The sequence below is a fragment of the Microbacterium sp. SLBN-146 genome (assembly GCF_006715145.1).
In the GTDB taxonomy this organism is placed as follows: domain Bacteria; phylum Actinomycetota; class Actinomycetes; order Actinomycetales; family Microbacteriaceae; genus Microbacterium.
This window is the reverse complement of record NZ_VFMR01000001.1, coordinates 1,908,168-1,934,328: the sequence shown is the minus strand read 5'-3', so window position 1 is coordinate 1,934,328 and position 26,161 is coordinate 1,908,168. Positions and strand designations below refer to the sequence as shown.

Annotated in this window: 26 protein-coding genes and 1 tRNA gene; 8 read left to right on the top strand and 19 right to left on the bottom strand. The window is 67.9% G+C overall.

The genetic code is table 11. The annotated features are described in order from the left end of the window. Positions 1-2: 2 nt before the first annotated feature. Entirely contained in the window at positions 3-1,361 is a 1,359-nt protein-coding gene (locus FBY39_RS08235) for an ABC transporter substrate-binding protein (RefSeq protein ID WP_260837494.1), read from the bottom strand. A 261-nt stretch (positions 1,362-1,622) separates the two neighbouring features. Between FBY39_RS08235 and FBY39_RS08230 the strand changes: the two genes are divergently transcribed. Both FBY39_RS08230 and FBY39_RS08225 read left to right on the top strand, forming a co-directional pair. After that, positions 1,623-2,651, top strand: coding sequence for a LacI family DNA-binding transcriptional regulator (locus tag FBY39_RS08230; protein ID WP_141931808.1), 1,029 nt, complete (start codon positions 1,623-1,625; stop codon positions 2,649-2,651). A gap of 1 nt (position 2,652) precedes the next feature. After that, positions 2,653-5,661, top strand: a complete 3,009-nt coding sequence (locus tag FBY39_RS08225) for an alpha-mannosidase (RefSeq protein WP_141931806.1) — start codon at positions 2,653-2,655, stop codon at positions 5,659-5,661. A gap of 68 nt (positions 5,662-5,729) precedes the next feature. Here the strand turns inward: FBY39_RS08225 and rplL are convergent, their stop codons facing one another. From rplL to FBY39_RS08210, 3 genes are all read right to left on the bottom strand, one after another. Further along, positions 5,730-6,116, bottom strand: a complete 387-nt coding sequence (rplL, locus tag FBY39_RS08220) for a 50S ribosomal protein L7/L12 (protein ID WP_141931804.1) — start codon at positions 6,114-6,116, stop codon at positions 5,730-5,732. Between the two features lie 79 nt (positions 6,117-6,195). Continuing rightward, positions 6,196-6,711: a 50S ribosomal protein L10 gene (rplJ, locus tag FBY39_RS08215; protein WP_141931802.1), complete on the bottom strand. Its 516-nt coding sequence runs from the start codon at positions 6,709-6,711 to the stop codon at positions 6,196-6,198. Positions 6,712-7,103: 392 nt separating this feature from the next. Continuing rightward, positions 7,104-8,078 (bottom strand): hypothetical protein, encoded by a 975-nt coding sequence (locus FBY39_RS08210; RefSeq protein WP_141931800.1) that lies wholly within the window; start codon positions 8,076-8,078, stop codon positions 7,104-7,106. 278 nt (positions 8,079-8,356) lie between these two features. Between FBY39_RS08210 and FBY39_RS08205 the strand changes: the two genes are divergently transcribed. From FBY39_RS08205 to FBY39_RS08190, 4 genes are all read left to right on the top strand, one after another. Next, the gene (locus tag FBY39_RS08205) at positions 8,357-9,034 is read left to right on the top strand and encodes a YqaJ viral recombinase family protein (RefSeq protein ID WP_141931798.1); all 678 of its coding nucleotides are present in this window, start codon (positions 8,357-8,359) and stop codon (positions 9,032-9,034) included. Positions 9,035-9,191: 157 nt separating this feature from the next. After that, on the top strand, positions 9,192-10,916 hold the full coding sequence (locus tag FBY39_RS08200; protein ID WP_141931796.1) for an MDR family MFS transporter: 1,725 nt from the start codon (positions 9,192-9,194) through the stop codon (positions 10,914-10,916). An 11-nt stretch (positions 10,917-10,927) separates the two neighbouring features. Then, positions 10,928-11,416 (top strand): MarR family winged helix-turn-helix transcriptional regulator, encoded by a 489-nt coding sequence (locus FBY39_RS08195; RefSeq protein WP_141931795.1) that lies wholly within the window; start codon positions 10,928-10,930, stop codon positions 11,414-11,416. Between the two features lie 114 nt (positions 11,417-11,530). Further along, positions 11,531-12,565, top strand: coding sequence for an NADP-dependent oxidoreductase (locus tag FBY39_RS08190; protein ID WP_260837493.1), 1,035 nt, complete (start codon positions 11,531-11,533; stop codon positions 12,563-12,565). Here the strand turns inward: FBY39_RS08190 and FBY39_RS08185 are convergent. Further along, entirely contained in the window at positions 12,552-13,454 is a 903-nt protein-coding gene (locus tag FBY39_RS08185; protein WP_141931793.1) for a LysR family transcriptional regulator ArgP, read from the bottom strand. The two genes, FBY39_RS08190 and FBY39_RS08185, sit on opposite strands and share 14 nt — an antisense overlap. Before the next feature lie 68 nt (positions 13,455-13,522). Here FBY39_RS08185 and FBY39_RS08180 point away from each other — a divergent pair, with 68 nt between their 5' ends. Next, positions 13,523-14,179: a LysE/ArgO family amino acid transporter gene (locus FBY39_RS08180; RefSeq protein ID WP_141931791.1), complete on the top strand. Its 657-nt coding sequence runs from the start codon at positions 13,523-13,525 to the stop codon at positions 14,177-14,179. 28 nt (positions 14,180-14,207) lie between these two features. On the opposite strand, the gene FBY39_RS08175 is transcribed toward FBY39_RS08180, so the two are convergent. After that, positions 14,208-14,561 (bottom strand): iron chaperone, encoded by a 354-nt coding sequence (locus FBY39_RS08175; protein ID WP_141931789.1) that lies wholly within the window; start codon positions 14,559-14,561, stop codon positions 14,208-14,210. A gap of 36 nt (positions 14,562-14,597) precedes the next feature. Between FBY39_RS08175 and FBY39_RS08170 the strand changes: the two genes are divergently transcribed. Beyond that, positions 14,598-14,873, top strand: coding sequence for an acylphosphatase (locus FBY39_RS08170; RefSeq protein ID WP_141931787.1), 276 nt, complete (start codon positions 14,598-14,600; stop codon positions 14,871-14,873). A 1-nt stretch (position 14,874) separates the two neighbouring features. Here FBY39_RS08170 and FBY39_RS08165 read toward each other — a convergent pair whose 3' ends face one another. From FBY39_RS08165 to FBY39_RS08105, 13 genes are all read right to left on the bottom strand, one after another. Continuing rightward, on the bottom strand, positions 14,875-15,678 hold the full coding sequence (locus FBY39_RS08165; RefSeq protein WP_141931785.1) for an amino acid ABC transporter ATP-binding protein: 804 nt from the start codon (positions 15,676-15,678) through the stop codon (positions 14,875-14,877). Next, on the bottom strand, positions 15,665-16,327 hold the full coding sequence (locus FBY39_RS08160; RefSeq protein WP_141931783.1) for an amino acid ABC transporter permease: 663 nt from the start codon (positions 16,325-16,327) through the stop codon (positions 15,665-15,667). The genes FBY39_RS08165 and FBY39_RS08160 overlap by 14 nt, the downstream gene beginning before the upstream one ends. 19 nt (positions 16,328-16,346) lie before the next feature. Further along, positions 16,347-17,153, bottom strand: a complete 807-nt coding sequence (locus FBY39_RS08155) for an amino acid ABC transporter substrate-binding protein (RefSeq protein ID WP_141931782.1) — start codon at positions 17,151-17,153, stop codon at positions 16,347-16,349. Positions 17,154-17,352: 199 nt separating this feature from the next. Beyond that, positions 17,353-18,042 (bottom strand): 50S ribosomal protein L1, encoded by a 690-nt coding sequence (gene rplA, locus FBY39_RS08150; RefSeq protein ID WP_141931780.1) that lies wholly within the window; start codon positions 18,040-18,042, stop codon positions 17,353-17,355. Between the two features lie 14 nt (positions 18,043-18,056). Then, the gene (gene rplK / locus FBY39_RS08145; RefSeq protein WP_141931777.1) at positions 18,057-18,488 is read right to left on the bottom strand and encodes a 50S ribosomal protein L11; all 432 of its coding nucleotides are present in this window, start codon (positions 18,486-18,488) and stop codon (positions 18,057-18,059) included. A 114-nt stretch (positions 18,489-18,602) separates the two neighbouring features. After that, positions 18,603-19,745, bottom strand: coding sequence for a transcription termination/antitermination protein NusG (gene nusG, locus FBY39_RS08140; RefSeq protein ID WP_141931775.1), 1,143 nt, complete (start codon positions 19,743-19,745; stop codon positions 18,603-18,605). Between the two features lie 56 nt (positions 19,746-19,801). Then, on the bottom strand, positions 19,802-20,062 hold the full coding sequence (gene secE, locus FBY39_RS08135) for a preprotein translocase subunit SecE (RefSeq protein ID WP_141934015.1): 261 nt from the start codon (positions 20,060-20,062) through the stop codon (positions 19,802-19,804). A gap of 66 nt (positions 20,063-20,128) precedes the next feature. After that, positions 20,129-20,201: transfer RNA gene (locus FBY39_RS08130), tRNA-Trp, on the bottom strand. Positions 20,202-20,346: 145 nt separating this feature from the next. Continuing rightward, complete coding sequence (locus FBY39_RS08125) at positions 20,347-20,784, bottom strand: pyridoxamine 5'-phosphate oxidase family protein (RefSeq protein ID WP_141931772.1); 438 nt, start codon at positions 20,782-20,784, stop codon at positions 20,347-20,349. Positions 20,785-20,961: 177 nt separating this feature from the next. After that, positions 20,962-22,323: an NAD-dependent succinate-semialdehyde dehydrogenase gene (locus FBY39_RS08120; protein ID WP_141931770.1), complete on the bottom strand. Its 1,362-nt coding sequence runs from the start codon at positions 22,321-22,323 to the stop codon at positions 20,962-20,964. 39 nt (positions 22,324-22,362) lie between these two features. Beyond that, complete coding sequence (locus tag FBY39_RS08115; RefSeq protein ID WP_141931768.1) at positions 22,363-23,919, bottom strand: APC family permease; 1,557 nt, start codon at positions 23,917-23,919, stop codon at positions 22,363-22,365. After that, positions 23,916-24,803, bottom strand: a complete 888-nt coding sequence (locus tag FBY39_RS08110) for a universal stress protein (RefSeq protein WP_141931766.1) — start codon at positions 24,801-24,803, stop codon at positions 23,916-23,918. Before FBY39_RS08110 ends, FBY39_RS08115 begins: the two co-directional genes overlap by 4 nt. After that, entirely contained in the window at positions 24,800-26,161 is a 1,362-nt protein-coding gene (locus FBY39_RS08105; RefSeq protein ID WP_141931764.1) for an NAD(P)/FAD-dependent oxidoreductase, read from the bottom strand. Before FBY39_RS08105 ends, FBY39_RS08110 begins: the two co-directional genes overlap by 4 nt.

Below are 26,161 nucleotides of genomic sequence, written 5' to 3'. Positions count from 1 at the left end.
GCTTACGGCCAGGTGCTGTCGATGAACTCCACGACCTGCTGGGTGTCGCTGGTTCCCACCACCCAGTCGTTCATGCCCGTCCAGAACGAGCTCGTTCCGACGGCGGCGGGCATGAGGTCGGATCCGTCGAAGCGGAAGACCGTGTCCTCGCCCTGCAGGATCTCGATCGCCGCGCGACCGAGCTCGCTACCGGCCAGTTCGGGGTCGAGACCCTTGTTGGCGCTGATGACGCCGCCGAGGCCGACGCGGAGGTTGGCCCACGTGTCGCTCGCCATGAAGGTCTGAACGGCGTCGACCGCCTCACCCTCGACGAACTTCGCGACGAACTCGCCACCGCCCGTGACGGCGTCGCCCGCGGACGGGTCAGCCTTCGGGGTCAGGAACGCCCAGATGTCACCGTCGGGTGCGACGACCGTACCCTCGGGCCACTGCGCCTCGTAGAACGATGCCTGGTGGTGCATCGAGCAGTTCCCGTCGAGGATCGGCAGGCCGCCGTCGTTGAACGTCGTGGAGACGATCGACTCGACGCCGCCGAAGCCGCCGTTGACGTAGTCCGGGTTGAGGAGGATCTTGCCCACCTCGTCGAACGCCGTGACGATCTCCGGGTCGGAGAACTTGACGTCGCCCGTCACCCACTGGTCGTAGACCTCGGGGCCGGCGGTGCGCAGGACGATGTCCTCGATCCAGTCGGTGCCCGGCCATCCGGTCGCGTCACCGGAGCCGAAGCCGACGCACCAGGGGCGGTACGTCGCCGACTCGTTGTCGGCGGCGAGCTGCTCCGTGATGTCGAGGAGCTCGTCCCACGTCTCGGGGACCTCGATGCCGCGCTCTTCGAAGTCGGCCGGCGAGTACCAGACCCACCCCTTGACGCTGGCCATGAGGGGAGCCGAGTAGAAGGTGCCGTCGACCGTGCCGTAGCCCTTCCAGGCTTCCGACCAGAACTCGTCGACGTTGTCCTCGACCGACTGCGCAGCCGGCAGGACGTAGCCGTCGCCGACGAGACGCTGCAGCAGACCCGGCTGCGGGATGATCATGAGTTCGGGCGCGTCGCCCGCGGCCGCGCGCACGTTGATCTGCGTCTCGGCCTCCTGCGTGCCGACGACATCCACCTGGATGCCCGTGCAGGCCTGGAAGGCGTCGAACGTCTGGACCATCTGGTCGAGCTCGACGCCCTGGATGGTCGTGTAGACCTCGACGCTGTCACCCTCGAACGTTCCGTACTGCTCGTATTCGGTGCAGTCGGCGTCTGTGGCGTCTCCCCCGCCGTTGTCGCCACCGCCGCTACAGCCGGCGAGCGCCATCCCCGCGACGCCGACGGCCGCGATGGTGATGACGAGCCTGCTCTTTCGCATGCTCTTCATGTGATCCTCCTCCTCGAGTGATGCAGAGACACGGCTCCATCACGGGGTGCATGTGATCTTCCCCGGAACCGATTCCACACCACGGTAAAGCATGACCCGGGGATGCACAATCAACGATCTGATAACCCCCGATCGGGACCCGTGGGAACCCTCCCACGATGGAAGCGACGTCTGCAATCGGTTCCACATTCGCGGTGGAGGAGGTAGTGTCTGCCTAGTTCAGAGAGGAACAGTGCCTAGTTCGGAGAGGAACAGTGGGTCATGTCCGGGATCGCCGAGGTCGCTGCGTTGGCGGGTGTCTCGAAGGCGACCGCCAGTCGGGCGCTGAGCGGCGCAGGGTACGTGTCGGAAGCGACCCGGGCGAGAGTGACGGATGCTGCCGAGCAGCTGCAGTACGTACCTTCTACCCATGCCGTCGGCCTCGCGACGGGCCGCACCAAGACGATCGGCGTCCTCATGCCGGTCATCTCGCGATGGTTCTTCGCCGAAGTGCTCGAGGGCATCCAGGCGGCCCTTCTCGAGCGGGGCCTCGATCTGACCCTCTATCAGGCACCGCCCGCGACGGCGGCCCGGGAGAAGATCCTCCGCGAACTCCTCGTCCGCAAGCGGATCGAGGGGCTCATCGCCGTCGGACTGGAGCCGACGGATCCCGAGTGGGAGCGTCTGAGCGCCCTGCAGAAGCCTCTCGTCGCGATCGTCGGATCATCGCCGCGCGCGAGCGTCGTCGCGATCGACGACGACCACGCCGTGCGGCGCGCGACGGAACACCTCATCGCTCTGGGCCACCGCCGCATCGCCTTCATCGGCGGTGACGGGCGTGCCGATTCCCCGCAGGTCGATCGCAACCGGTTCGCCGGCTACCGCGACGCGATGGCGGACGCGGGACTGTCCGACTCGATCGCCCACATCCACTCCCCCGTGTCGCTGCCCGGAGGATACTCGGCCGCCGTCGACGCGCTCGCTGCGCGCGACCGTCCGACCGGGCTCGTCGCGGTGTGCGACGAGGTCGCGGTCGGGGCGATCATCGCCGCGCGGCGACTGGGCATCCAGGTTCCCGGCGAACTCAGCGTGACGGGCATCGACGACCACGAGTACGCCGAGATGTTCTCTCTCACGACCCTCGAGCAGCGCCCGCGGCTTCAGGGTTCTTCCGCCGTCGAGCTGCTGCTGGACCACATCGGCGACCCTGGCAAACCCGCCGTCACGGTGAACATGAAGGCGCGTCTCATCGTGCGCGGCTCGACGCAGGCGCTCGGGGTCAGCGCGGCCGCCCGCGCGACGAGGGCCTGACATGGGAGCCGACCTCGACGTGGGACGACTGCGCGTCCGCCTCGACCGGGCGATCTCGGACGTCATCGAGCCTGCCACCGTCGCGCGGCGCGCGCCGCTCACGACAGCGGTGTGGGCGATCGAGGGAGAGCCTCTCCCGTTCTCGGCCGTCGCGAACGCGGAGTTCACGCCCATCGCGCCCGGGACACCGTGGGGCCCGCCGTGGTCGACCGCATGGTTCCGCGTGACCGGCAGAGTGCCGCGTGAGTGGGATGATGCGCCCGTCGAAGTCGACATCGACCTCGGATTCGAACAGGGATGGGCCGGGTTCCAAGCAGAGGGTCTCGTCTGCGACCCCGACGGCGTCATCCTGAAGGGGATCGAGCCGCTCAATACGCATGTGCGTCTCCCCTCGGCATCCGGACGAGAGGTCCACCTCCTCGTCGAGGCTGCCGCGAATCCCGACATCCTGCGCCATGAGACGTTCTCTCCGACTCCACTCGGGCACCCGCGGACGGCGGGGAGCACGCCGCTGTACGTCTTCACACGCGCAGACCTCGTGCAACGGGACCCCGTCGTCCAGGACCTCCTCGACGACGTGCGGGTGCTCCGGGGACTGATCGACGTGCTTCCCGAGGACCGTCCGCGTTCAGCGCGGGTGCGGCGAGCACTGTCCGACATGCTCGCGGCGCTCGACCCGCGCCGCGTCGCCGAGACCGCTGCCGCTGCGCGTGTCCCGCTCGCGGAGGTGCTCGCCCAGCCCGCCGTCGCTTCCGCCCATACGGTCGACGCGGTGGGACATGCGCACATCGACTCGGCCTGGCTCTGGCCTGTCCGCGAGACGATCCGCAAGTGCGCCCGCACGTTCTCCAACGTCCTGGACCTCATGGAGGAAGACCCCGAGTTCGTCTTCGCGTGCTCGTCCGCGCAGCAGTATGCGTGGATCGAGCAGCACTATCCGCAGCTGCACGAGCGCATCGCCGCGCGGATCACGGAGGGGCGGTGGATCGTGACGGGCGGAATGTGGGTGGAATCGGACACCATGATGCCGAGCGGCGAGTCGCTCGTCCGCCAGTTCTCCGAGGGAGCCGCGTACTTCCGGGACGCCTTCGGGCTCGACGCAGCAGGGGCCTGGCTCCCCGACTCGTTCGGCTACTCGGCGGGCATGCCCCAGATCGCCGTCGCGGCGGGCGCTCGTTGGTTCCTGACGCAGAAGCTGTCCTGGAACGACACCAACCGGATGCCGCACCACACGTTCTGGTGGAGGGGCATCGACGGCTCCCGCATATTCACGCACTTCCCGCCTTCTGACACCTACAGCGCGCACGTGACGCCCGCTGAACTCGACCTCGCGGAGCGCCAGTTCACAGAGCACGCCTCCTCTTCACGGTCGCTCATGCTCTTCGGCCATGGCGACGGGGGCGGGGGGCCCACCCGCAGGATGATGGCCGCGGCACGACGCTCGGCGGATCTCGAAGGACTCCCCCGCGTTCGCGTCGTCTCTCCGGACGACTTCTTCGTCGCCGCGATGGACGAGCAGCCCGATGCCCCCGAGTGGGCGGGCGAGCTGTACCTGGAGCTGCACCGCGGAACTCTCACGTCGCAAGCCCGCACGAAGGCGGGGAACAGACGGAACGAGCGACTTCTGCTCGCCGCCGAGCTGTGGTGCACGACGGCCGCCGTGCGAACGGGCCGCGAGTATCCGCTCGCCCTGCTGCGCGACGCGTGGCGCACCGTCCTGCTGCTCCAGTTCCACGACATCCTCCCGGGATCGGCGATCGGATGGGTGCACGAGCAGGCCGAGGCGGCGCACGCGGAGGTCACGGCAACGCTCGAGCGCGAGATCGCCGCCGCTCTGGCGGCGCTCGTCGGCGACGGAGACCAGGAGCTCCTGGCCAACGCGAGCGCCGTCGAGGTGAACGAAGTCGCGGCAGGCGCGGTGTCCCTCGCGACATCGCGCACCATCGCGACCGGTCGCGACACTCCGGACGGGATCGTGCTGGAGGACGACCGTGCACGCGTCGTGTGGGACCGCACCGGCGCCGTACGTTCGTTCGTCGACCTCGCGAGCGGACGCGAGGTGGTGCCCGCCGGCGATTCGTGGGGCACCCTGCGCCTTCACCCCGACCGGCCCGCGCGGTGGGATGCGTGGGACGTCGAGCGTCACTACGACGAATCCGTCGAGAACCTCGGCCCCCCGGCATCCATCGATGTCGCCGAGGGCATCGTCACGGTCTCATGGCAGCGCGGGGATTCGTCGTTCCGTCAGTCCTGGTCGCTCGACGACGGCTGCCTGCAGCTGCGCGTCGTCGTCGACTGGGAGGAGCGCGGGCTCCTGCTCAAACTCGGCCTGCCGCTCGACGTCCGCTCCGCGTTCTTCGCCACGGAGACGCAGTTCGGGCACGTGATGCGGCCTCTCGCGAAGAACACGTCGTGGGACGAAGCGCGCTTCGAAGTGTGCCAGCACCGGTGGATGCACGTGGGCGAACCGGACTTCGGAATCGCCATCGCGAACGACACCACCTACGGCCTCGCCGTCCGATCGGACGCGCGCGCGGGGGTCGACGTCGGAATCAGCCTGCTCCGCGGAACGGAGTTCCCCGACCCGGCATCCGATCGCGGCCACCACGAGTTCCGATTCGCGATGCGGGCAGGCGCGTCGATCGGCGACGCCGTGCGCCTGGGACGGAGCCTGGATGCTGCGCTGACGCCCGTGCGCGGCGGCGGCGCGGTCGAGCCGCTCGTCACCCTCGAGTCCGCGACGCTCATCCGCGAGAGCGTCACGCTCGCCCACGACGGCAGCGGTGATGTCATCGTGCGGGTCTCCGAATCGCGAGGCGGCCGAGGTCGCGGCATCCTGTCGACATCGTTCTCATGGACGGACGCAGCGCTCGTCGACCTGCACGAGAGCCCTCTGCCCTCGGACGCCGCAGCCCTCGAGGGCGTGCAGATCACGGTGGAACCCGAGCACCGACGCGTCACGATCGACGACCGCGCATTCGGCCTCCTGACGCTGCGCCTGCGGCGCTGACCCTCTCGAAGACATGCGAAAAGCCCCGGATGCCGTGGCATCCGGGGCTTTTCCTCGAGATCTCGAGATTACTTGAGGGTGACGGTCGCGCCGGCCTCTTCGAGAGCGGCCTTGGCCTTCTCGGCGGCCTCCTTGTTGGCGCCCTCGAGGACAGCCTTGGGGGCACCGTCGACGACGGCCTTCGCCTCACCGAGGCCGAGCGAGGTGAGCTCGCGGACGACCTTGATGACCTGGATCTTCTTGTCGCCTGCAGCCTCGAGAACGACGTCGAACGAGTCCTTCTCCTCGACCTCTTCGGCGGGGGCGCCACCGGCCGGTGCGCCAGCGGCGACGGCGACGGGGGCGGCGGCGGTGACGTCGAAGGTCTCCTCGAACGCCTTGACGAACTCCGAGAGCTCGATGAGCGTGAGCTCCTTGAACGCGTCGAGCAGCTCCTCAGTGCTGAGCTTTGCCATGATGTTTCTCCTTGTATCTCGATACGGCCGCTGCGCGGCCTACTCGATAACCGATTGGTTTGTTATGCCGGGCCCGATGTCAGGCCGCGGACTCCTGCTTCTCACGCAGCGCGTCGACCGTGCGAACGGCCTTCGACGGCAGTGCGTTGAAGACGTAGGCCGCCTTCGTCAGCGAGGCCTTCATCGCGCCGGCGAGCTTCGCCAGCAGGACTTCACGGCTCTCGAGGTCGGCGAGCTTGTTGACCTCTTCTGCAGTCAGGGGGGCACCGTCGAAGTAGCCGCCCTTGACCACGAGATGAGGGTGTGCCTTGGCAAAGGCACGCAGACCCTTCGCGACGGCGACCGGGTCACCGTGCACGAACGCGATCGCCGACGGACCCTTGAGGTCGTCGTCGAGTCCCGTGACCCCCGCGTTGCCCGCGGCGATCTTGGTCAGCGTGTTCTTCACCACGGCGTATTCCGCGTCCTGACGAATGCTGTTGCGAAGCTCCTTGAGCTCGGCAACTGTCAGACCGCGGTACTCGGTCAGCAGAACGGCGGTCGAGTCCTCGAAGTTCTTCGTGAGCTCGGCGACCGATGCATCCTTCTGCGCCATGGCCACTCCTTGTGTATGCGAGACGCTCCGCGGAGGCGGGGCGTCAGCCGACGGCATCCGGTCTCTCCGGGCCCGGGAAAACAAAAAAGCTCCGGCGCAAGCGCACGGAGCTGAAACCCTGGAGTTCCTTCGTACACCTGCGCGGGCCCCTGCTTTCACAGAGCTTCGATCGCCTGCACTCTCGCGCACGACGATGACCAGCGGTCTTCGGCTACCGACCAGGTTACGCGATCCCCGCCCGCGCACCAAATCCCCCCTCGTCCCACCCCGCCACGTCCCGCCCCGCCCCATTTCGTCGAGACACCGGGTTCTCGCCGAGTCACCCCGTCGTTGGCGCGCATTGACGGGGTGGCTCGGCGAGTGACCGGGATGTCGACAGCGGAGTGCACGCATCACGCGAACGGGACGCGGATGCCGAACGACTCGAGGCGCGCAGACAGGGCTTCGGGCGTCGCGACGTGACGCGGCTCGAGCCGCACAACGCGTCGCTGCGTGGCACCACGGATCCAGTCCTCGCGACGTTTCTCGTCGAGGAGCACCTCCTCGACGCTGCGTCCCGCGCGCATCCCCTGGTCCTCGTACTTCACGACTCCATCGATCTCGAGGAGGACGCCGACGTCCTCGATGCAGAGGTCCACACGGTAGGCGCCGACCTCGACCTGCGGTCGCACGTCTCGGAATCCGAGCCGCATGAGCTGGACCCGTGCGACGCTCTCGACGGGCGACTCGGCGCGGCCGTCCGCGAAGGCGAGGACCTCCCGCGCCTGCCTCACTCCCCGCGCCCCCGCGGCGGCTGCGGCGCGCGCAAGCATCCGCTCCCTCCACTCCTCGGCGACTTGTTCGTCGTATTCCCCATCGACGGATGCCACGAGCCGCAGCGCGGCGTCGGCCACAACGACCGCGGCGTCGAAGTCGAGCATGCGGACGAGGTCGAACACGGTGCGATCGAGTGACGTGCAGACGACGCCGTCCACGAGCGCGACGTCAGCATCCGAGAGCTCGTCCGCATGGAGCCGCAGCCGCTCTCGTCCCGAAATGTGCGTGTCGGGCGGAAGTATCGCGTGCACGGCCGTCGGAACGTGTCGGTAGAGCGGCAGTCCCCAGAGCACCCCGGCGGACTCGCGTGCGAGGACGGTCGCACCGCCGCGCATCTCGCCGACGACCGCCGCGACCTCGATCCGGTGCCGGGACTCGGTCCACAGGCGATCCCACTCCGCTGCGAAGACGTAGCGATTCCGCTGGATCCGGACGAGGGTCCCCTCGCGGACGCCGCGCGCGATCGCACGGTCGGTCCATCGCTCGCGTTCCAGTCCGGCACGAGTGAGCACGAGAGACCGGGCCTGGGCGAAGCTGACGTGGCGTTTCATCGTCGCACCCTCCCAGTCCCGGAAGCCCCCCGGATCACGCGGCCGCATCGTTCGTGGAAAGCTCGCGCCGCGACCAACCTGTGGAGGAGTCGCCGCACTTCGCCCGCCTACCCCCTTGCCGTCGAGAAACCCGATCTCGCCGAGACACCCCGATACACGCGCGCACTCACGGGGTGTCTCGGCGAGAAGCCGGGGTCTCGACAGAAGAGGGGATGCCGCAAGCGCGCGTGCGAGTGTCGCGAGCAGTGCGCGTCGGCGGGGCGGGTTAACCTCGAGGGGTGACTCCCGAACTCGCTGCCCGGATCGTCGCGGACTCCCGCGATCGGGTCGCGTGGGTCAGGGCACGGTCGCGCGGGATCACGGCGACGGATGTCGCGGCATTGACGTCCGAGCGCGCCATCCACCGCGCCGCCGACGCCAAGCTCATGGGCTCGGGGTTCTCCGGCAACGCCTACACGGCGCACGGCCGTCAGCGCGAACCCGAGATCGCCGCCTGGGTCGCCGCGACGCACGGCATCCTGCCGTCGTCGGCACTCTTCCACGCCGTCGTCGAGAAGCGCCACCTGGCGACGCCGGACGGCATCGCCGTCGACTCCGCAGGACGCGTGACCCTCGCCGAGATCAAGACGACGAACAAATCGTGGCGCAGCATTCCCCGCACCTACCTCCGTCAGATCTTCTGGCAGCAGCACGTGCTCGGAGCCGAGCGCACCCTCGTCGCGTGGGAGCAGCACGACGGCTTCGTCCCCGTCGGAGACGAGCCTCGATGCGCGTGGGTCGACCGCGACCAGTCCGAGATCGACAAGCTCGTCCACCTCGCGACGGCCCTGATCGACGAGCTTCACCGTCGCCACCTCCGCGGACGCCCTGACGCCGAGCGACCGCCCGTCGAAGAGCGGATGCCGCGGACTCGCTCTCCGCGCGAGCCTTTCCGCGCCCTCGCGCTGGCGGAGTGACCCGGCGCCCCCTCGCCGACCGCACACGCCCCGCTCGAGGCCCACCCTCTCGCATCGAGGGATAGTTGACGTGCGTCAACAACAGGCATATAGTTGACCCTTGTCAACTTTCGCGCCAGTGTCGTCGCCTTCTCGAAGCTCTACGGAAGGACGCCACATGGCAACCTCCACTCCCGTCCTCACGGAATCGGGCATGACCCGGCGCCAGGTTCTCGAGGCGCTCTCCGGGCTCCTCCTCGGGATGTTCGTCTCGATGCTCGCCTCGACCGTCGTCTCGACATCGCTCCCGGTGATCGTGCACGACCTCGGCGGAGACCAGGCCGCTTTCACGTGGGTCGTCACCGCGACCCTCCTCACGACCGCCATCTCGACCCCGATCTGGGGAAAGCTCGCGGATCTCTTCAACCGCAAGCTCCTCATCCAGATCGCGCTCGGCATCTTCGTCCTCGCGACCGCCGCGGCGGGATTCGCGCAGGACCCGGGAACGCTCATCGCATTCCGGGCGGTGCAGGGCCTCGGTGCGGGCGGTCTCGCCGCGCTCAGCCAGATCCTCATGGCGGACATCATCAGTCCCCGCGAACGTGGCCGCTACATGGGTCTCTTCGGCGCCGTCATGGCGCTCGCGACGGTCGGTGGTCCCTTGCTCGGCGGCGTCGTGACGGACTCGCTCGGATGGCGCTGGAACTTCTACATCGCGATCCCGTTCGCCATCGTCGCCCTCATCCTCCTCCAGATGACGCTGCACACGAAGCAGCAGAAGCGCACTGTCCGCATCGACTACCTGGGAATCGTCTTCCTCTCGGCTGCCGTGTCGCTTCTGCTGATCTGGGTCACGAACGCGGGCAAGGACTTCGACTGGTGGAGCCTCACGACCGTTCTGATGGTGGGCGGTGCGATCCTCGCGACCGTGCTCTTCATCGTCGTCGAACTCCGCACTCGCGAACCGCTCATTCCGCTGCGGATGTTCCGCAACCGCACCTTCACCCTCGCCGTGCTGGCGTCCATCGCGACCGGCATCGCGATGTTCGGCGCCTCGGTCTTCCTGAGCCAGTACATGCAGATGGCGCGCGGGGCGACGCCCACCGAAGCAGGTCTCATGACGATCCCGCTGATCGGCGGCCTACTCGTGGCATCCATCGTCGTCGGTCAGCTCATCAGCCGGTTCGGCAAGTGGAAGGGCTATCTCGTCGTCGGCTCGATCCTCCTCATCGCGGGACTCGGCCTGCTGACGACGCTCCACTACGACACGAACTTCGTACTCGTCTCGCTCTACATGTTCCTCATGGGTGCCGGCATCGGCATGACGATGCAGAACCTCGTGCTGATCGTGCAGAACACGGCGCGGGCGGACGAGATCGGTGTCGCATCGTCGGGTGTCACGTTCTTCCGCAGCCTCGGCGGAACGGTCGGGGTCTCGGTCATGGGGGCGACACTCGCCGCCTCCGTCACCGATCTCTTCGCGTCGAACAAGGAGGCGCTCACGCAGGCGATCGCTGGTCTCGGAGCCGACGGGGCCGCCGTCGCAGAGCAGCTGCAGTCGGGGACGCTCCCCGCCGTCCACGCGCTCCCCGAAACGGTGCGGCTCATCGTGGAGGACATCTACGCGCAGGGCATCGCACACTCGTTCCTCATCGCCGTGCCCTTCGCCGTCGTGAGCCTCATCGCGATCGCCTTCCTGCCCAACGTTCCGCTCACTCGCATGACGACGCAGGAGCGCCTGCAGGCCGGTGACCTCGACCTCGCGACGATCGTCTCCGAAGAGGGCATGACGGATGCGCTCCCGAACGACACTGACGAACCGGATGCCGCGCAGCTCACCCGTACCCGCGGCGGCCGCTCTGCCGAGCCGAGCGGTTCGAACCTCTCGCGCGACGGCCGATAGTGTCGACTCCGATGTCATCCGACCAGCCCGGAGAGGCGCGCACGCGTGCCGTGCGCGCCCTCGAGGCGGAGTTCGGGGAACTCATCAGCCGAGTGCGGCGCCTCCTCGCAGAGAACGCGGAGCGCATGAGCCCGGGCATGCTCCCCGGCGCCTACAAGGTCTTCACGACGATCGTGCGCCGCGAGCGCGTGACACTGTCCGCTCTGGCCGACTCCCTCATGGCCGACAAAGGGCAGCTGAGTCGGACCGTGCGGGAGCTCGAGCAGCTGGGCTTCGTGAGCCGCACGCCCGACCCCGACGATGGCCGCTCGCACCTTCTCGCCCCGACAGCGTCCGGGCTCGAACGGCTCGCGATCGCCCGCGCTCCTCAGGAGCACTCCCTCTTGGCAGCCCTCGACGCGTGGGACATCGACCAGATCCACGACCTCACCCGGCTTCTCCATGCCCTGACGGCAGGGACCGTCCCGACGGACGCCGACGCGCCCGCTCCCGACGCGTGACAGGTGCCCTCGCTTGTTAGCACCCGCGTAACACGGGCGAGACAAACACCAGGTTGACTGGCGATCACAAAGTCCCACCCGCCGACGACGGCGCCTCGCGGAAAGGAACGAGCTGTGAGATTCCGACCGCTGCGCGGCAATGCTCCCACCTCCGTCACCGAGCCTGCCCCTGCCTCCGACCCTCCGCCTGCGATGCGTGCCGTCGTCTTCGATGACGTCGGTGCGCCCGCGGTCCTGCACGAATCGACCGTGCCGGTGCCGACGCCCGTGCTGAGCGAACTTCTCGTGCGGATCGTCGCGGCCGGGGTCAACCCCATCGACGCCAAGACACGCTCAGGCGCGGGCGTGTCGGCGCAGCTACCGTCTCTTCCCTCGACGCTGGGCTTCGACTTCAGCGGCGTCGTCGTGAAGGCACCGTACGAGAGCCACCCGCTCCCGCCCGGGACCCCCGTGTTCGGCACGGTGCCCTTTCCTCGATCGGGCGGCACGTATGCCGAGTACGCCGTCGTCCCCTCCCTTTCCGTCGCGCGCAAGCCGACGTCGCTGTCGCACGTCGAGGCTGCGGGGGTTCCCCTCGCTGCCCTGACGGCGTGGGGGCTCGTCGTCGAGACGGCCCATGCGCATGAGGGGCAGCGCGTCCTCATCCACGCGGGGGGCGGAGGCGTCGGCCACTTCGCGGTGCAGTTCGCGGCCTACTTCGGCGCCCATGTCACGGTGACCGCATCGGGGCCCAACGCGGCGTGGCTCCGCGAACTCGGGGCATCCGTCGTCGTCGACTACCGTACGACCCGCTTCGACGAGGTGATCGCCGATGTCGACGTCGTGATCGACCTCGTCGGGAACGTCCACGGCGACACGGGCACGCGCTCGATGAAGGTCCTGAGGCCCGGCGGGTTGTACATCCTCGTCCCCACGGGTTCGTGGCCGGACTTCGCGGCGGCGGCCGAAGCGGCGGGAGTCCGTGCGACGTCGTTCAAGGTCATCCCCGACGGCGGCGCGCTCGCGACGATCGCGCGACTCCTCGACTCGGGGGCCGTACAGGTGTACGTCGACAAGGTGTTCGATCTCTCGGACGCCGCGGCGGCACACGCGTCGGTCGAGGAAGGGCACACGCGCGGCAAGGTCGTACTGCGCGTCAGCGACGACTGACCGCCAGCACACGACGGCCTTCCGTGACGATCTCTTCGGCGATCGCGTCGAGGAGCGGCGAGCGCAGGTTCCACTGCTGCCAGTAGAGGGGAACGTCGATCACCGCACCACCCAAGCGCACGAGGTCTCCGCGGGCGAGCGCCTCATCCGACTGGAAGCCCGGCAGGAGAGCCCATCCGAGCCCGAGCATCGTCGCCGATGCGAAGTCGCTCGATGCGGGCACGAAGTGTCGCGGGGGTGCGTCGCCGCCGACCCCGAACGCCGAGAGCCAGCGACGCTGCAGGTCGTCACGCCGGTCGAAGTCGATCACGGGGGCAGCGGCGAGCGCCGCGGCATCCGTTCCCTCGGGCAGCCACCGCGCCACGTAGGCGGGCGTCGCGACCGCCTCGTACCTCATGGCGCCCAGCGCACTCACGCGACATCCCGCGACGGGAGCCTCGCGCGATGTCACGGCCCCCATGACGGTGCCCGATTCGAGAAGCGCTGCCGTGAAGTCCTGGTCGTCGCGATGCAGCTCGAAGACGACGGGATGCCGCTCGGCGAGCCGTGCGAGCGGCTCCAGGAACCACGTCGCAAGAGAGTCGGCGTTCACCGCGAGCGGGATCGACGTGCGCACGTTCGGATCTTCTCCCGCTCCGAGCTCGGCGAGAGTGTCGTGCTCGAGGAGAGCGGTCTGGCGTGCGAGTCGGATGATCGCGACCCCGGCCTCCGTCGGGCGCGCGGGCTTCGTCCGGACGAGCACCGTCCGGCCGACGAGTTCTTCGAGGGCCTTGATGCGCTGGCTCACGGCGGATGGCGTCACGTAGAGGCGGCGCGCGGCAGCATCCAGCGTCCCCTCGTCGATGACAGTGGCGAGGGTCTCGGCGAGGTCGAAGGGAATCCGCATCATAAGTCATGCTAATGCGCCTGAAGAATCATGAGCTGGACTGAGGACCAAGGGCGTCATAGCGTCGACGTGTGCTCCCCTCCCTCGTCGCCGGCCTCGGACTCGGCTTCTCGCTCATCATCGCGATCGGCGCCCAGAACCTGTTCGTGCTGCGTCAGGGTCTCCGCCGCGAGCACGTCCTGCTCGTCGCGACGATCTGCGCGGTGTCGGACGCGGTCCTCATCGTGCTCGGTGTTTCGGGCATCGGACTCGTCCTCCAGGCGGTGCCGTGGCTCGTCGACGTCGTGCGCTGGGCGGGCGCGATCTTCCTCGTGACCTACGGGCTCCTCGCAGCGCGCCGTGCCTGGCGTCCGTCGGGCGAGACCCTCCGCGGCGACGACACGCCCGTCGCGCGCGGAGCGACGGCATCCGGCACTGTCGGCACCGTCGCGACGAAGTCACGCGCTCTTCCCGCCGTGCTCACGGTGCTCGCCCTCACGTGGCTCAACCCGCACGTCTACCTCGACACGGTCTTCCTCCTCGGCAGCGTCGCCAACACCCACGGCGACACGCGGTGGTGGTTCGCGGCGGGAGCGGTCGTGGCGAGCATCGTCTGGTTCTTCGCGCTCGCGATCGGCGCGCGCTACCTCAGCCGCTGGCTCTCGACCCCCCGCGCGTGGCGGATCCTCGACGGCGTCATCGCGGCCGTCATGATCGGCATCGGGATCTCGCTCGTGCTCCCCCACTGACGCTGCCCGCCCAGACCCCACTCGGCGATCAGCCGTCGATCTCGTTCTTCCGGGAGATCACGAGCGCGCGGACGATGTCGTCAGGCAGGGGCTCCTCGGGCTGATAGCGGATGGTCCCTTTGTCGACGCTCGTGAGCGGAACGCCCCCGACGGCGTCGGCGACCGCGGTGACACTCGCGGGGCTGAACGGGTAGACGCCGATGTGCTTCTTGGCCCGCATGACCGACAGGAGCGGCTTGCCGCGATAGAGCAACGCGGGCATGCCGTAGCCGAGACCCTGCTCCGCCTCGGGCACCTCCTCGCGAGCGATGTCGTAGATGCGCGCGATCGACACGCGATCTGCGGGATCCAGGTCAGTGAGAAGGTCGTCGACGGTGCCCATGCACGGCATTCTCCTCTTTCAGGGCACGATGGAACGATGAAGCGCGTGCATGTCGTCGTCCGAGGCGTCGTGCAGGGGGTCGGCTACCGCTACACCCTGCGGCTGGTCGCCGACGAGGCCGGCGTCGCGGGGTGGGTGCGGAACCTCCGTGACGGCAGCGTCGAAGCGGAGCTCGAGGGCACCGCCGCGGAGGTCGACGAGGTGCTCGCATGGATGGCCGAGGGGCCACCCGGAGCGCGTGTCGACTCAGCCTCCGTGTCGGATGCCGCACCCACCGGCTCGCGCACGTTCGAGGTACGCGCGACGGCCTGACTCAGTCGAACGGACGGAGGATGCGGTCGAGGAAGCGTCGTGTGCGCTCCTCGCGCGGCGCCGTGAAGATCTGCGACGGCGGACCCTCTTCGACGACGACACCGTGATCGAGGAAGAGCACGTGGTCCGCGGCTTGCTGAGCGAAGGCGAGCTCGTGCGTCACGAGGACCATCGACCACCCTTCCTCGGCGAGCTCCTTGATGACTTTGAGGACCTCCCCCACGAGCTCGGGGTCGAGCGCGCTCGTCGGCTCGTCGAAGAGCAGCAGATCGGGCTTGAGCGCGAGGGCACGGATGATCCCGACGCGCTGCTGCTGCCCGCCCGACAGCTCGTGCGGGTAGGCGTCGCGCTTCTCGGCGAGACCGACGCGCTCCAGGAGGACGGTCGCTTCCTCGATCGCCTGCGCCTTCGGAACCCGCTGCACCTGGACGGGCCCCTCGATGACGTTCTGCAGCACCGTGCGATGAGGGAACAGGTTGTGGTGCTGGAACACCATCGCCGAGCGATCCCGCAGGGCGTATCTGTCCTCCTTGCGCACGGGTCGCGAGAAGTCGATCTGAGGTCCACCATCGACGGCGAGCGTCCCGGCATCCGGTGTCTCCAGGCCGTTAAGAGAACGGAGGACCGTCGTCTTCCCCGACCCGCTCGGACCGATCAGGAAGACGACCTCGCCGCGCGCGAGTGTGAGATCAATGCCCCGCAGCACCTCGTTGTCGCCGAAGGACTTCCGGATACCGCGGGCCGAGAGGAGCGTTTCACCGGTGCTCCCCGCCTTCGGGGCGAGCGGATCGTCACTGTGCGACATAGCGATCGAGCCTCCTTTCGAGAACGCCCTGCCCGCTCGAGAGCACGAGGCAGAAGATCCAGTAGATGAGCGCTGCCTCGAGATAGATGAGCATGAACTCGTAGCTGAAGGCGGCGATCTCCCGCGCGACGCGGAAGAGCTCTGTCACGAGGATGAGGGATGCCAGCGACGTGTCCTTCACGAGGGAGATGAAGGTGTTCGACAGCGGCGGTACCGACACGCGCGCCGCCTGCGGCAGGATGATCCGCACGAGCGTCTGCGAGCGAGACATCCGGATCGTGTATGCCGCCTCCCACTGCCCCTTCGGGACGGACAGAATGGCGGCGCGGATGACCTCGGCCGCGTATCCCCCGACGTTGAGCGAGAAGGCTATGACTGCGCTCGGCCACGGGTCGACGACGAGTCCGATCGACGGCAGCCCGTAGAAGATGATGAACAGCTGGACGAGGAGCGGCGTGCCCCGGATCACCGAGATGTAGAACCGGGCGAGATTCGACGCGACGCGGTTCTTCGAGATGCGCATGAGCGCGACACCGAGCGCGATCACGAGTCCGATCGCGAACGACGCGAGCGCGAGCGGGATCGTCCCCGTCAGTCCGGCGAGGAAGATCGGCCAGAACGACGTGAGAAAGAGGTTCCACAGGTCCATCGGCACCTCCAGCGCGAGCTTACTGCGTGACGTTGGCGCCGAAGTAGGTCTCGCTGATCGACGCGAGCACGCCTTCCTCGCGGAGTTCGGCGAGCGCCTCGTCGACGGCCGCGACAAGTGCGATCTTGTCCTCCGTGAAGGCGAAGGCGTTGTAGGCGGGGTCGTCCGTCTCGGCGGCGATCTTGAGGCCGGTGGGCCCGTTCGTCTTCTCGTAGTCGAGGAAGGTGAGGTTGTCGTTGATCGTCGCGTCGACCCGACCCTGGCGAAGCAGGTCGACGGCCTGCGCCCAGCCCTCCACGGCTTCGACTTGGGCGCCGGACTCCTGCGCGAGTTCGTACCAGTTGCTCGTGAGCGACTGCGCCGTCGTCTTGCCCGCCAGATCGTCGAAGCTCGAGATCGAGTCGTCGTCTTCCTCGACCACGATGACGCCGGGCGAGACGGTGTACGGCTCGCTGAAGAGGTACTTGGCCTCGCGCTCGGGGTTGATCGAGACCTGGTTGGCGATGACGTCGAAGCGCCCCGAGTCCAGGCCCGCGAAGATCGCGTCCCACTCCGTCTCACGGAACTCGACCTCGAGTCCCAGCTTGTCGGCGACGGCCTCGATGATCTCGACGTCGAAGCCCACGAGGTCGCCGGTTCCCTCGTCGTGGAACGTGAAGGGCCGATACGTGCCCTCGGTCGCGACCGTCAGGGTGCCGGGAGTCACGAGACCGAAGTCGTCACCGTTCTCCGACGCTCCCGGCTCGGCCGTGCCCGTGCTGCACGCGACGAGGGGAAGAGCGATCGCAGCGATGGCGGTGAGGGCGAACAGGCGACGACGGGGCATGGGGACTCCTGGTGATGCGGCGGCGGGTGTGCCGGGGGGTGGTGCGGGCCGGATGGGCCGAGGTCCTACGCTAACCTCGCGCAGGCGGTATACCGGCATCGGGCGACGCGGGCCGTCACACAACGACTCGCCCTCACCCGCGACAGGCAACGCAACAGGGGCCCCACCCGAAGGCGGAGCCCCTGTCGATTTCGATGACTCAGAGGACGTTGACGTCCAGCGGGATGCCGGGACCGAACGTCGTCGACACCGCACCCTTCTGGATGTAGCGACCCTTGGCGCTCGAGGGCTTCAGACGCACGATCTCTTCGAGAGCGGCGGCGAAGTTCTCGTCGAGCTGGTCGGCCGTGAACGATGCCTTGCCGACGATGAAGTGCACGTTGGAGTGCTTGTCGACGCGGAACTCGATCTTTCCGCCCTTGATCTCCTCGACGGCCTTGGCCGGGTTGGGGGTCACGGTGCCGGTCTTCGGGTTCGGCATGAGGCCGCGGGGTCCGAGGACCTTTCCGAGGCGTCCGACCTGACCCATGAGTTCGGGCGTCGAGACGGCCGCGTCGAAGTCGGTCCATCCGCCGGCGACGCGCTCGATGAGCTCGGCGCCGCCGACCTCATCGGCACCCGCCGCGATCGCCGCTTCGGCCGCGGGGCCGGTCGCGAACACGATGACGCGGGCGGTCTTGCCCGTGCCGTGCGGGAGCATGACGGTGCCGCGCACCATCTGGTCCGCCTTGCGGGGGTCGACAGCGAGCTTGAGCGCGACCTCGACGGTCGAGTCGAACTTCGCGGAGCCGGTCTCCTTGGCGAGCGAGACGGCCTCGGTCGGCGTGTAGAACTTGTCCGCCTCGATCTTGGCGGCTGCGGCCCTGTAGGCCTTGGACTTGGTAGCCATTGTTCCTATCCCCCTCAGTCCTCGACCGTGATGCCCATGGAGCGGGCGGTTCCGGCGATGATCTTCGAGGCGGCCTCGATGTCGTTCGCGTTCAGGTCGGGCTGCTTCGTCTCTGCGATCTGGCGAACCTGATCCTTGGTGAGCTTGCCGACCTTGACGGTGTGCGGCGTCTTCGAGCCCTTCTGGAGGCCTGCGGCCTTCTTGATGAGCTCGGCTGCCGGCGGGGTCTTCAGGATGAAGGTGAAGCTGCGGTCCTCGTAGACGGTGATCTCCACGGGGATGACGTTGCCGCGCTGCGACTCGGTCGCGGCGTTGTACGCCTTGCAGAACTCCATGATGTTGACGCCGTGCTGACCGAGCGCGGGCCCGATCGGCGGCGCCGGGTTGGCGGCACCGGCGTTGATCTGAAGCTTGATCAGGCCGGTCACCTTCTTCTTCGGTGCCATTCTCTTTCCTTTCGTCGAGCGGCACTTCGACAGGCTCAGTGACCTGTTTTCGCACCGTCTCTCCCGCGTCTCCGGCCGTTCCGGAGTGCGGTGTCTGTGGGGGTCTCGAGCCCGTTAGAGCTTCGTGACCTGGTCGAACGAGAGCTCGACCGGAGTCTCGCGCTCGAACAGCGACACGAGGACCGTGAGCTTGCCGCTCTCGGGCTTGATCTCGCTGATCGTGCCGGGAAGACCAGCGAACGAGCCCTCCTTGATCGTGATCGTTTCGCCGACCTCGAAGTCGACCTCGGCGGGAAGAACACGCGAGGCGGGAGCCGCACCCTTCTTGACGGCGCCGGCCTTGGCGGGTGCCGTCTCCTTGATCTCGACGAGGCTCTTCAGCATCGTGAAGGCCTCTTCGAAGCGCAGGGGCGTCGGGTTGTGCGCGTTGCCGACGAAGCCGGTGACGCCGGGCGTGTGCCGCACGACGGACCAGGTGTCCTCGTTGAGCTCCATGCGCACGAGCACGTAGCCGGGGATCCGGACGCGCGTGACCATCTTGCGCTGTCCGTTCTTGATCTCGACGACGTCCTCCATGGGGACCTCGATCTGGTAGATGTCCTCTTCGACTTCGAGCGTCGACTTGCGCTGCTCGATGTTGGCCTTGACCTTGCGCTCGAAGCCCGCGTAGGAGTGGATGACGTACCACTTGCCGGGGAGGGTGCGCAGCTCGGCGCGGAAGGCCTCGAACGGGTCTTCCTCGTCGTCTTCGTCATCCTCGTCGGAGTCGTCGGCGGCCTCGGATGCGTCGGCAGCATCGGCGGGAGAGACCGAAGCCTCGACCTCGTCGACGACGGCTGCGGCAGCGTCGACCTCGGCGACGAAATCGTCGTCGAGTACGGGCTCGTCCTCGTCGCCGTTCACGTCAGGGCCGTCGTAGGGCGTGATGTCGCCGGCGTGCTCTTCGACGTACTCCGCTTCTTCTTCGGCGATGGACTCGTTGAGCGCCTCAGCGGCGGCTTCGGCCTCGGCGGCCTCGTCGATGTTCAGGGCGTCGTTCACGATGGCATCCGCCTCCGGGTCGTCGATGTCGATGTCGTCGAGTTCGGCGTCGTCCTGCTCGGGGCTGTCGTCCACGACGTGGATCGCGAGGTGCTCGGCAGGTTCGCTCGCGCGCTGCTCGGCTTCGAGGATGTTGCCCTCCTGGGCTTCGTCATCCTCCGAGGACTGTTCTGCGGCGGTCGCCCAGTCGGCGTCGTCGTTGTATCTCTCAGACACTTGTGTTTCTTCCGTTCCGTGGGCGGGCCCGAAGATCGCCGCCCCCGTAGATCAGGTCAGGCCGGGATGCCGAAGACGACGGTCGTGACCCAGACGAAGAGCAGGTCGAGCCCGTAGACGATCGCCATCATCACGACGACGAATCCCAGCACGACGGCCGTGTACTTGAGGAGTTCCTGACGGGTCGGAGTGACGACCTTGCGGAGCTCTGCGAAGACCTGCCGGATGAAGATGGCGATACGAGCGAAGACATTCGGCTTCTTCTCGCGGGAACCACCCGATGCGACGATTTCGCCGCCCGGCTCGTCTTGGACCATCGATGCCACCTGATTACCTTCCGTGTGTCAGTAACTGTCGGCGCGCGTACCGACGACGCTGACGCGCAGGGCGGACAGGAATCGAACCTGCAACCTGCGGTTTTGGAGACCGCTGCTCTGCCAATTGAGCTACCGCCCTAGAGATCTCGGAGATCTCGGGATGCTGCACGCTCGAACCATGACCTGAGTGAACGGGGTTTCCCGACCGGCGGGCACGGCGAAAGAATGCAGACTTCAACTGCACCATCCAGTGTACGCCATGGGGTCGGGCCCCGCGAACCCGGCTAGTACTGCTGGACGCCGTAGCGGTCGGGCTCCGGGCCCCGTGCGAAGGCGCGACCGGTCACAGACGCGGCATCGACGTGCACGTAGGTGTACTTGAGCGTGGGGATCCACGGGGTGAGTCCCATCCCGTCCGCGCGCTCCACCTCTTCCGATGTGTCCAGGACTCGCGCATGGCCGCGCACGACGACGCTCCATGCGTTCTCGTCGGTGTACTCGTCGACTTCGAAGAGCACGTCGTCGTTGACGGTGAGCTCGAAGAGCTTCGACCCCTGCGCGGTGCGGAAGAGCACTCCCTCGCCGTCGACGACATAGTTCACGGGAAAGATGTCCAGCACGTCTCCCACGCGCGTCACGAGGCGTCCGAGCTCCTGACTGCGCAGGCGCTCCCAGCACTCCTCGGCGGCGAGGTAGGCGACCGGTTCGGTTGTCTCTGCCATGCCTCCATCCTCTCGCTGAAGGGCCTCCCGCGGTAGCTCCCCGGCCGTGCACAGCACGTCGAGACCGGGCATCGCGCCGAGACCGAGCGGCATCCCACTCGGTCTCGGCGACGTCCCCTGTCTCGGCGAAGCGGATGCCGGAAGCGCGGATGCCGGAGACGCCCGGCGCCGCCGTCGTCAGGCGCCGATGCGGATGAGCTTCTTGTTGACGAACTCGTCGGCGGCGAGGAGCCCCATCTCGCGCGACGTGCCTGAGCGTTTGACGCCGCCGAACGGCAGGCCCGGCTCGTCGGCGAGGACGAGGTTGACGTACACCATGCCGGCGTCGATCTTGTCCGCGATACGCGCGGCCTGCTCCTCATCCGTCGTGAAGATGTAGGAACCGAGACCGAACGGGGTGTCGTTCGCGACGGCGACGGCTTCGTCCTCGCCCGCGACCTTGTAGACGACGCCGACGGGCCCGAAGAACTCCTCGCGGTACGCGTCCATCTCGCTCGTCACGTCGGTCAGCACCGTCCCGGGGAAGTACGCCCCATCGCGCGTGCCGCCGGCCGCGAGGGTCGCCCCCTGCGCGACGGCGCGGTCGACCTGCTCCTGCAGCCGCTCGGCGGCCGTCAGCGACGACAGGGGCCCGAGGACCGTGTCGTCGGCGAACGGGTCGCCGACCTTCGCGCCCGCCATCGCCGCGACGAACTTCTCGAGGAATGCGTCGTAGAGCCCTTCCGCGACGATGAACCGCTTGGCGGCGTTGCAGGACTGGCCCGTGTTGTCGAGCCGCGCCTCGACGGCTGCCGAGACGGCTCCGTCGAGGTCGTCGGTGGACAGCAGGATGAAGGGATCCGACCCGCCCAGTTCGAGGGCGACCTTCTTGAGGTTGCGTCCCGCGATCTCGGCGACGGCGGATCCCGCGCGCTCCGAGCCCGTCACCGATACGCCCTGGATCCGCTTGTCCTCGATGATCCGCGCGGCCTGATCGTTCGTCGCGTAGATGTTCGCGTAGACGCCCTCGAGCCCGGCATCCGCGTACATCTGCGCGATCGCCGCTGACGACTCGGGGCACTGGGGTGCGTGCTTGAGGAGGATCGTGTTGCCGATGACGATGTTGGGAGCGGCGAATCGGGCGACCTGGTAGTACGGGAAGTTCCACGGCATGATGCCCAGCAGCACACCGAGCGGCGTACGGCGGATGACGGCCGTCCCGTCGCCGTCGATGTCGATGGGGGTGTCGCCCGTGATCTTCTCGGCGTGATCGGCGTAGTACTCCGTGATGTCGGCGGCGAAGTCGACCTCGCCTTCCGCGGCGGCGAGAGGCTTGCCCATCTCGCGCACGATGATCGCCGCCAGCTCGTCGCGACGCTCCCTGTGGAGCTCGGCGACCCGCCGGATCTTCGCCGCCCGTTCGGCGACGGGGACGTCGCGCCACGTGCGGTACGCGGCATCCGCCTGTGCGACGACCGTCTCGAGGGCATCGTCGCTGATCGTCGGGTAGGTGGCCAGGGTCTCGCCCGTTGCGGGATTGACGACGGCGTAGTCACTCATGTTGTGCTCTCCGATCGGATTCGTGGGTCAAGTCTGCCGTCACCGGCGGGTGCGGCGCAGGCTCTCCGGCGCGTCGAGGGACAGCGTCTCGCCGCGGAAGAAGGCGGGGCGCGTGATGCGCTGCCAGATCATGATGACGAGGCCCAGCCCGATGATCACGACCCCCAGCACGAACACGCTGCCGACGCCGAACCACTCGGTTCCGCTGCCGTAGTCCGGGTCGAGGCTCTCCACGAGCGTGATCACGAACAGCGTCACGAGGATGATGCCGCCGATGAGCGGGAAGAACAGCGTGAAGACGGCGCTCCGCACCGAGTCGAACCACTGCTTGCGGAAGTACCAGACGCACGCGAACGCCGTGATGCCGTAGTAGAAGCAGATCATCATGCCGAGCGTCGTGATGGTGTCCCACAGGACGTTCTCGTTGACGAACCGCATGACGGTGTAGAAGACGGATGCCACGACGGCCGACACGATCGTCGCGTACCCCGGCGTGAAGAACCGCGGCGAGACCTTCGCGAAGGCGGGTGGCAGGGCTCCGTAGTGCCCCATCGCGAGAAGCGTGCGTGCGGGGCCGACGAACGTCGACTGCAGGGAACTGGCCGAGCTCGTGAGGACCGCGAGCGACACGAGGAACGCGAGGGGTCCGAGGATCGGGCCGGACAGGTAGAAGAAGACGTTGGCCTGGATGTCGGGGTTTCCGAGTCCGAGCCCCTCATCCCCCGTGCCCGCGAACGCGAGGAGCGCGACGGAGATCAGGAGATAGAGCGTCACGATCGTGACAACCGTCACGGTGGCCGCCCGACCGGGCGTCTTCTCGGGGTCCTTCGTCTCCTCGTTCATCGTGAGCGTGACATCCCACCCCCAGAAGATGAAGATCGACAGCGACAGGCCCGCGACGATCGCGACGGCCGGCGTCACGACGAAGGGGTTGAACCACGAAAGGTCGATGGCGCTCGCATCGAAGGCCGAGCCGTTGGCGACGTGGACGAAGGCCGTGATCGAGAAGACCAGCAGCACGAGCACCTGGAACGTCACCAGGAAGTACTGGAGCTTCTGCGTCGTCTGCATGTCGCGATACGAGATCAAGGTCGCGCCGAGCATGAACAGCAGACACACCGCGACGTTGATGAAGGGATTGAAGGCGAGTTCGGCGATCGTGCCGGGGCTGCCGGCGATCTGATCGATCAGGAGGAACAGGAACTCCACGGCGATGCCGGCGAGGTTCGACAGCACGAGGATCGTCGCCGCGACGAGGCCCCAGCCCGCCATCCAGCCGACGTAGGGTCCGAACGCGCGCGCGGCCCAGGTGAAGGAGGTGCCGGAGTCGGGCATGAGGCGATTGAGTTCGCGGTACCCGAACGCCACGAGCAGCATCGGGATGAAGCCGAGGAGGATGATTCCCGGGACCTGGAAGCCGACCTCCGAGACGGTCGGGCCGAGGGCGGCCGTGAGCGTGTAGGCGGGCGCGATGCACGAGATGCCGATGACGACGGCGCCGATGAGGCCCACCGTCCCCGCACTCAGGCCCTTCTTCGAGATGCCTCCGTCGAGGGCGGCGGGGGCGGGCGGCGCGCCGCGTCCATCTGTCGTCATCGCACGGCTCCTTCCAGGGCGCGGGTGCGGGGCACCACGATCATCGGTACGGGAAGCTCGTGCAGCATCTTCGCCGCCGTCGAGCCGAGGAACAGGCGCCGCGGCTGGGCGAGCCTGCTGGAGCCGACGAGGGCGACCTCGCCGGGGAGCCAGCTGAGGTGGGAGACGGCATCCTCGATGCTCTCGCCCTGGGCGGTCACGACCTCGGCGTCGATGCTCGCGGGGAGACGGTCCTTCGTCTGCGCGAGCACCTGCTCCGCGTGGCTCTCGCCGACGATGCGGATGACGCCGGTGTCGACGCTCGACGGCAGATCGACGGTCACGAGCGACAGGAGCCGTAGACCCGCTCCCGTCGCCGTCGCAAGGGCGATCGCCTCATCGAGGAGGACATCGGCGCCCGGGCGCGTTCCGATCGCGGCGGTGACACGCGTCACGCCCGCGCTCGGATCGACGTCGCGCGTACCCTCCGGTGCGAGGACGACGGGCACTTCCGAGGAGTGCAGCAGCTCCGTCGCGACGGTGCCCAGCCGGTGACGCCCGCGGAGGCCGCCGTTGGCGGCACCGACGACGATGAAGCCGGCGCCGAGTTCGGTCGCCGTCGCCTGCAGCCCCTCGGCGAACGACTCGCCGTATCGGACATGCGTCTCGTGCGGGATACCGGCGGGCAGGCCGTCTGCAGCGTCCCCCAGCCACTCGGCGGCCTGCCCACGCAGATAACGGTCGTAGCCCGCGTCGGGCGGCGTGATGACACTCCGCTCCTCCGACGGCAGGATCACGACGAGGTGGAGGGTCGCCCCGGATGCCACCGCCAGTCGCGCGCCGACCGCGACGGCATCCTTCCCATTCGGAGTCGCCGTATAGCCGACGACGATGTGTCGGGTCATGCGCGTGCCTCTTCCACGATCTGGGATGCCACCAGGCGACCCATGCGGATCGCCCCGTCGACGTGCTGATAGCCGGCTCCTGCCATGTCGGAGCACGCGAAGTGGATGCGGCCGACGGGCGTGCGGAGGTCGGCGCCGTAGCGGTAGAGCCCGCCGAGGTCGAAGCTCGCGGCATACGCTCCGCGGGTCCACTCTTCGGCGCCCCAGTCGCTCTCGAAGTACACGACGGGGTTCTTCGCCTCGTCGCCGTAGTAGTGCGACAGCGACTCGAGGATCCGCGCCTTGCGCTCCTCGGCCGAGACGCGGAACAGGTCGTCGGCGTTGCGGTCCGAAACGAAGCCCACGAGGGTTCCTCGCTCATCGCCGTGGTTGGTGTTGTCGTACGCCTCGTGCGACAGTTCGTAGGGGCTGAACGCCGTACCCGACAAGCCCTTCTCGCGCCAGAACGGTCGGTCGTAGACGGCGTGGACCTTGATGACGAAGCCCATCGACAAGTGCTGGTGCAGCTGCTGCTTGAGCCGCGGGAGAGGCGGATCGAACTCGATCCACGGGTAGAGGATCGGGGCGTGCGCCAGGATGACGTACCGGCCGCGCACCGTGAGGCCCTTGTCGGTGACGACCGTGACGCCGTCTTCGGTCGTGCGCACCTCGTTGACCGGCTGGTCCAGCACGACGTCGTCGCCGAGCCGCTCCGCGAGGAGGAGGGGCACCTGCTGGAGTCCTCCGACGACCCGCTCGTCGAGGATGTAGTCCGCATCGACGAGATGCGTGAAACTCCCCGCACTCGCGGCCATGAGAAGCGCCTGGAGCGCCGAGAAGGCGTAGGCGGGCTTCGTGAGCATCGCGCCGGCGATGAAGAGCGCGATGTTGTCGCGCACCTCCTGATCCTCGGTCTCGGCGGCGAGCCAGGCTTCGAACGAGACGCGGTCGAGCGCTTCGGCGTCGGGGTGCTCCCACGGCGCGTCCGGATCGATCTCGGCGACGAGCGCGTCGAGCTTCTCGATGAGGCGCACCATCTCCTTCTCGGTCTCGGGCGGCACGGGGAAGATCTCTCCCGTGAAGCGGGTCAACGATCCGTGACGGTCGATGTAGACGGAGTCGCCCTCGCGATAGCGCTGGTAGGTCTCCAGGCCGAGCTCCGCGATCGTCTCCTTGAGCGCCTCCTGATCGGGCGAGACCCACTGTCCGCCGATCTCGAGCATCGCGCCGTCGACGACGTCCGTCCAGAGGCGCCCTCCGACACGGTCGCGTGCTTCGAGCACGACGACCGACAGGCCCGCCTTCTTCAATTCGTTGGCGGCGGTGAGGCCCGCGGCCCCCGCACCGATGACGATGACATCCCGAGTGATCTCGGTCAC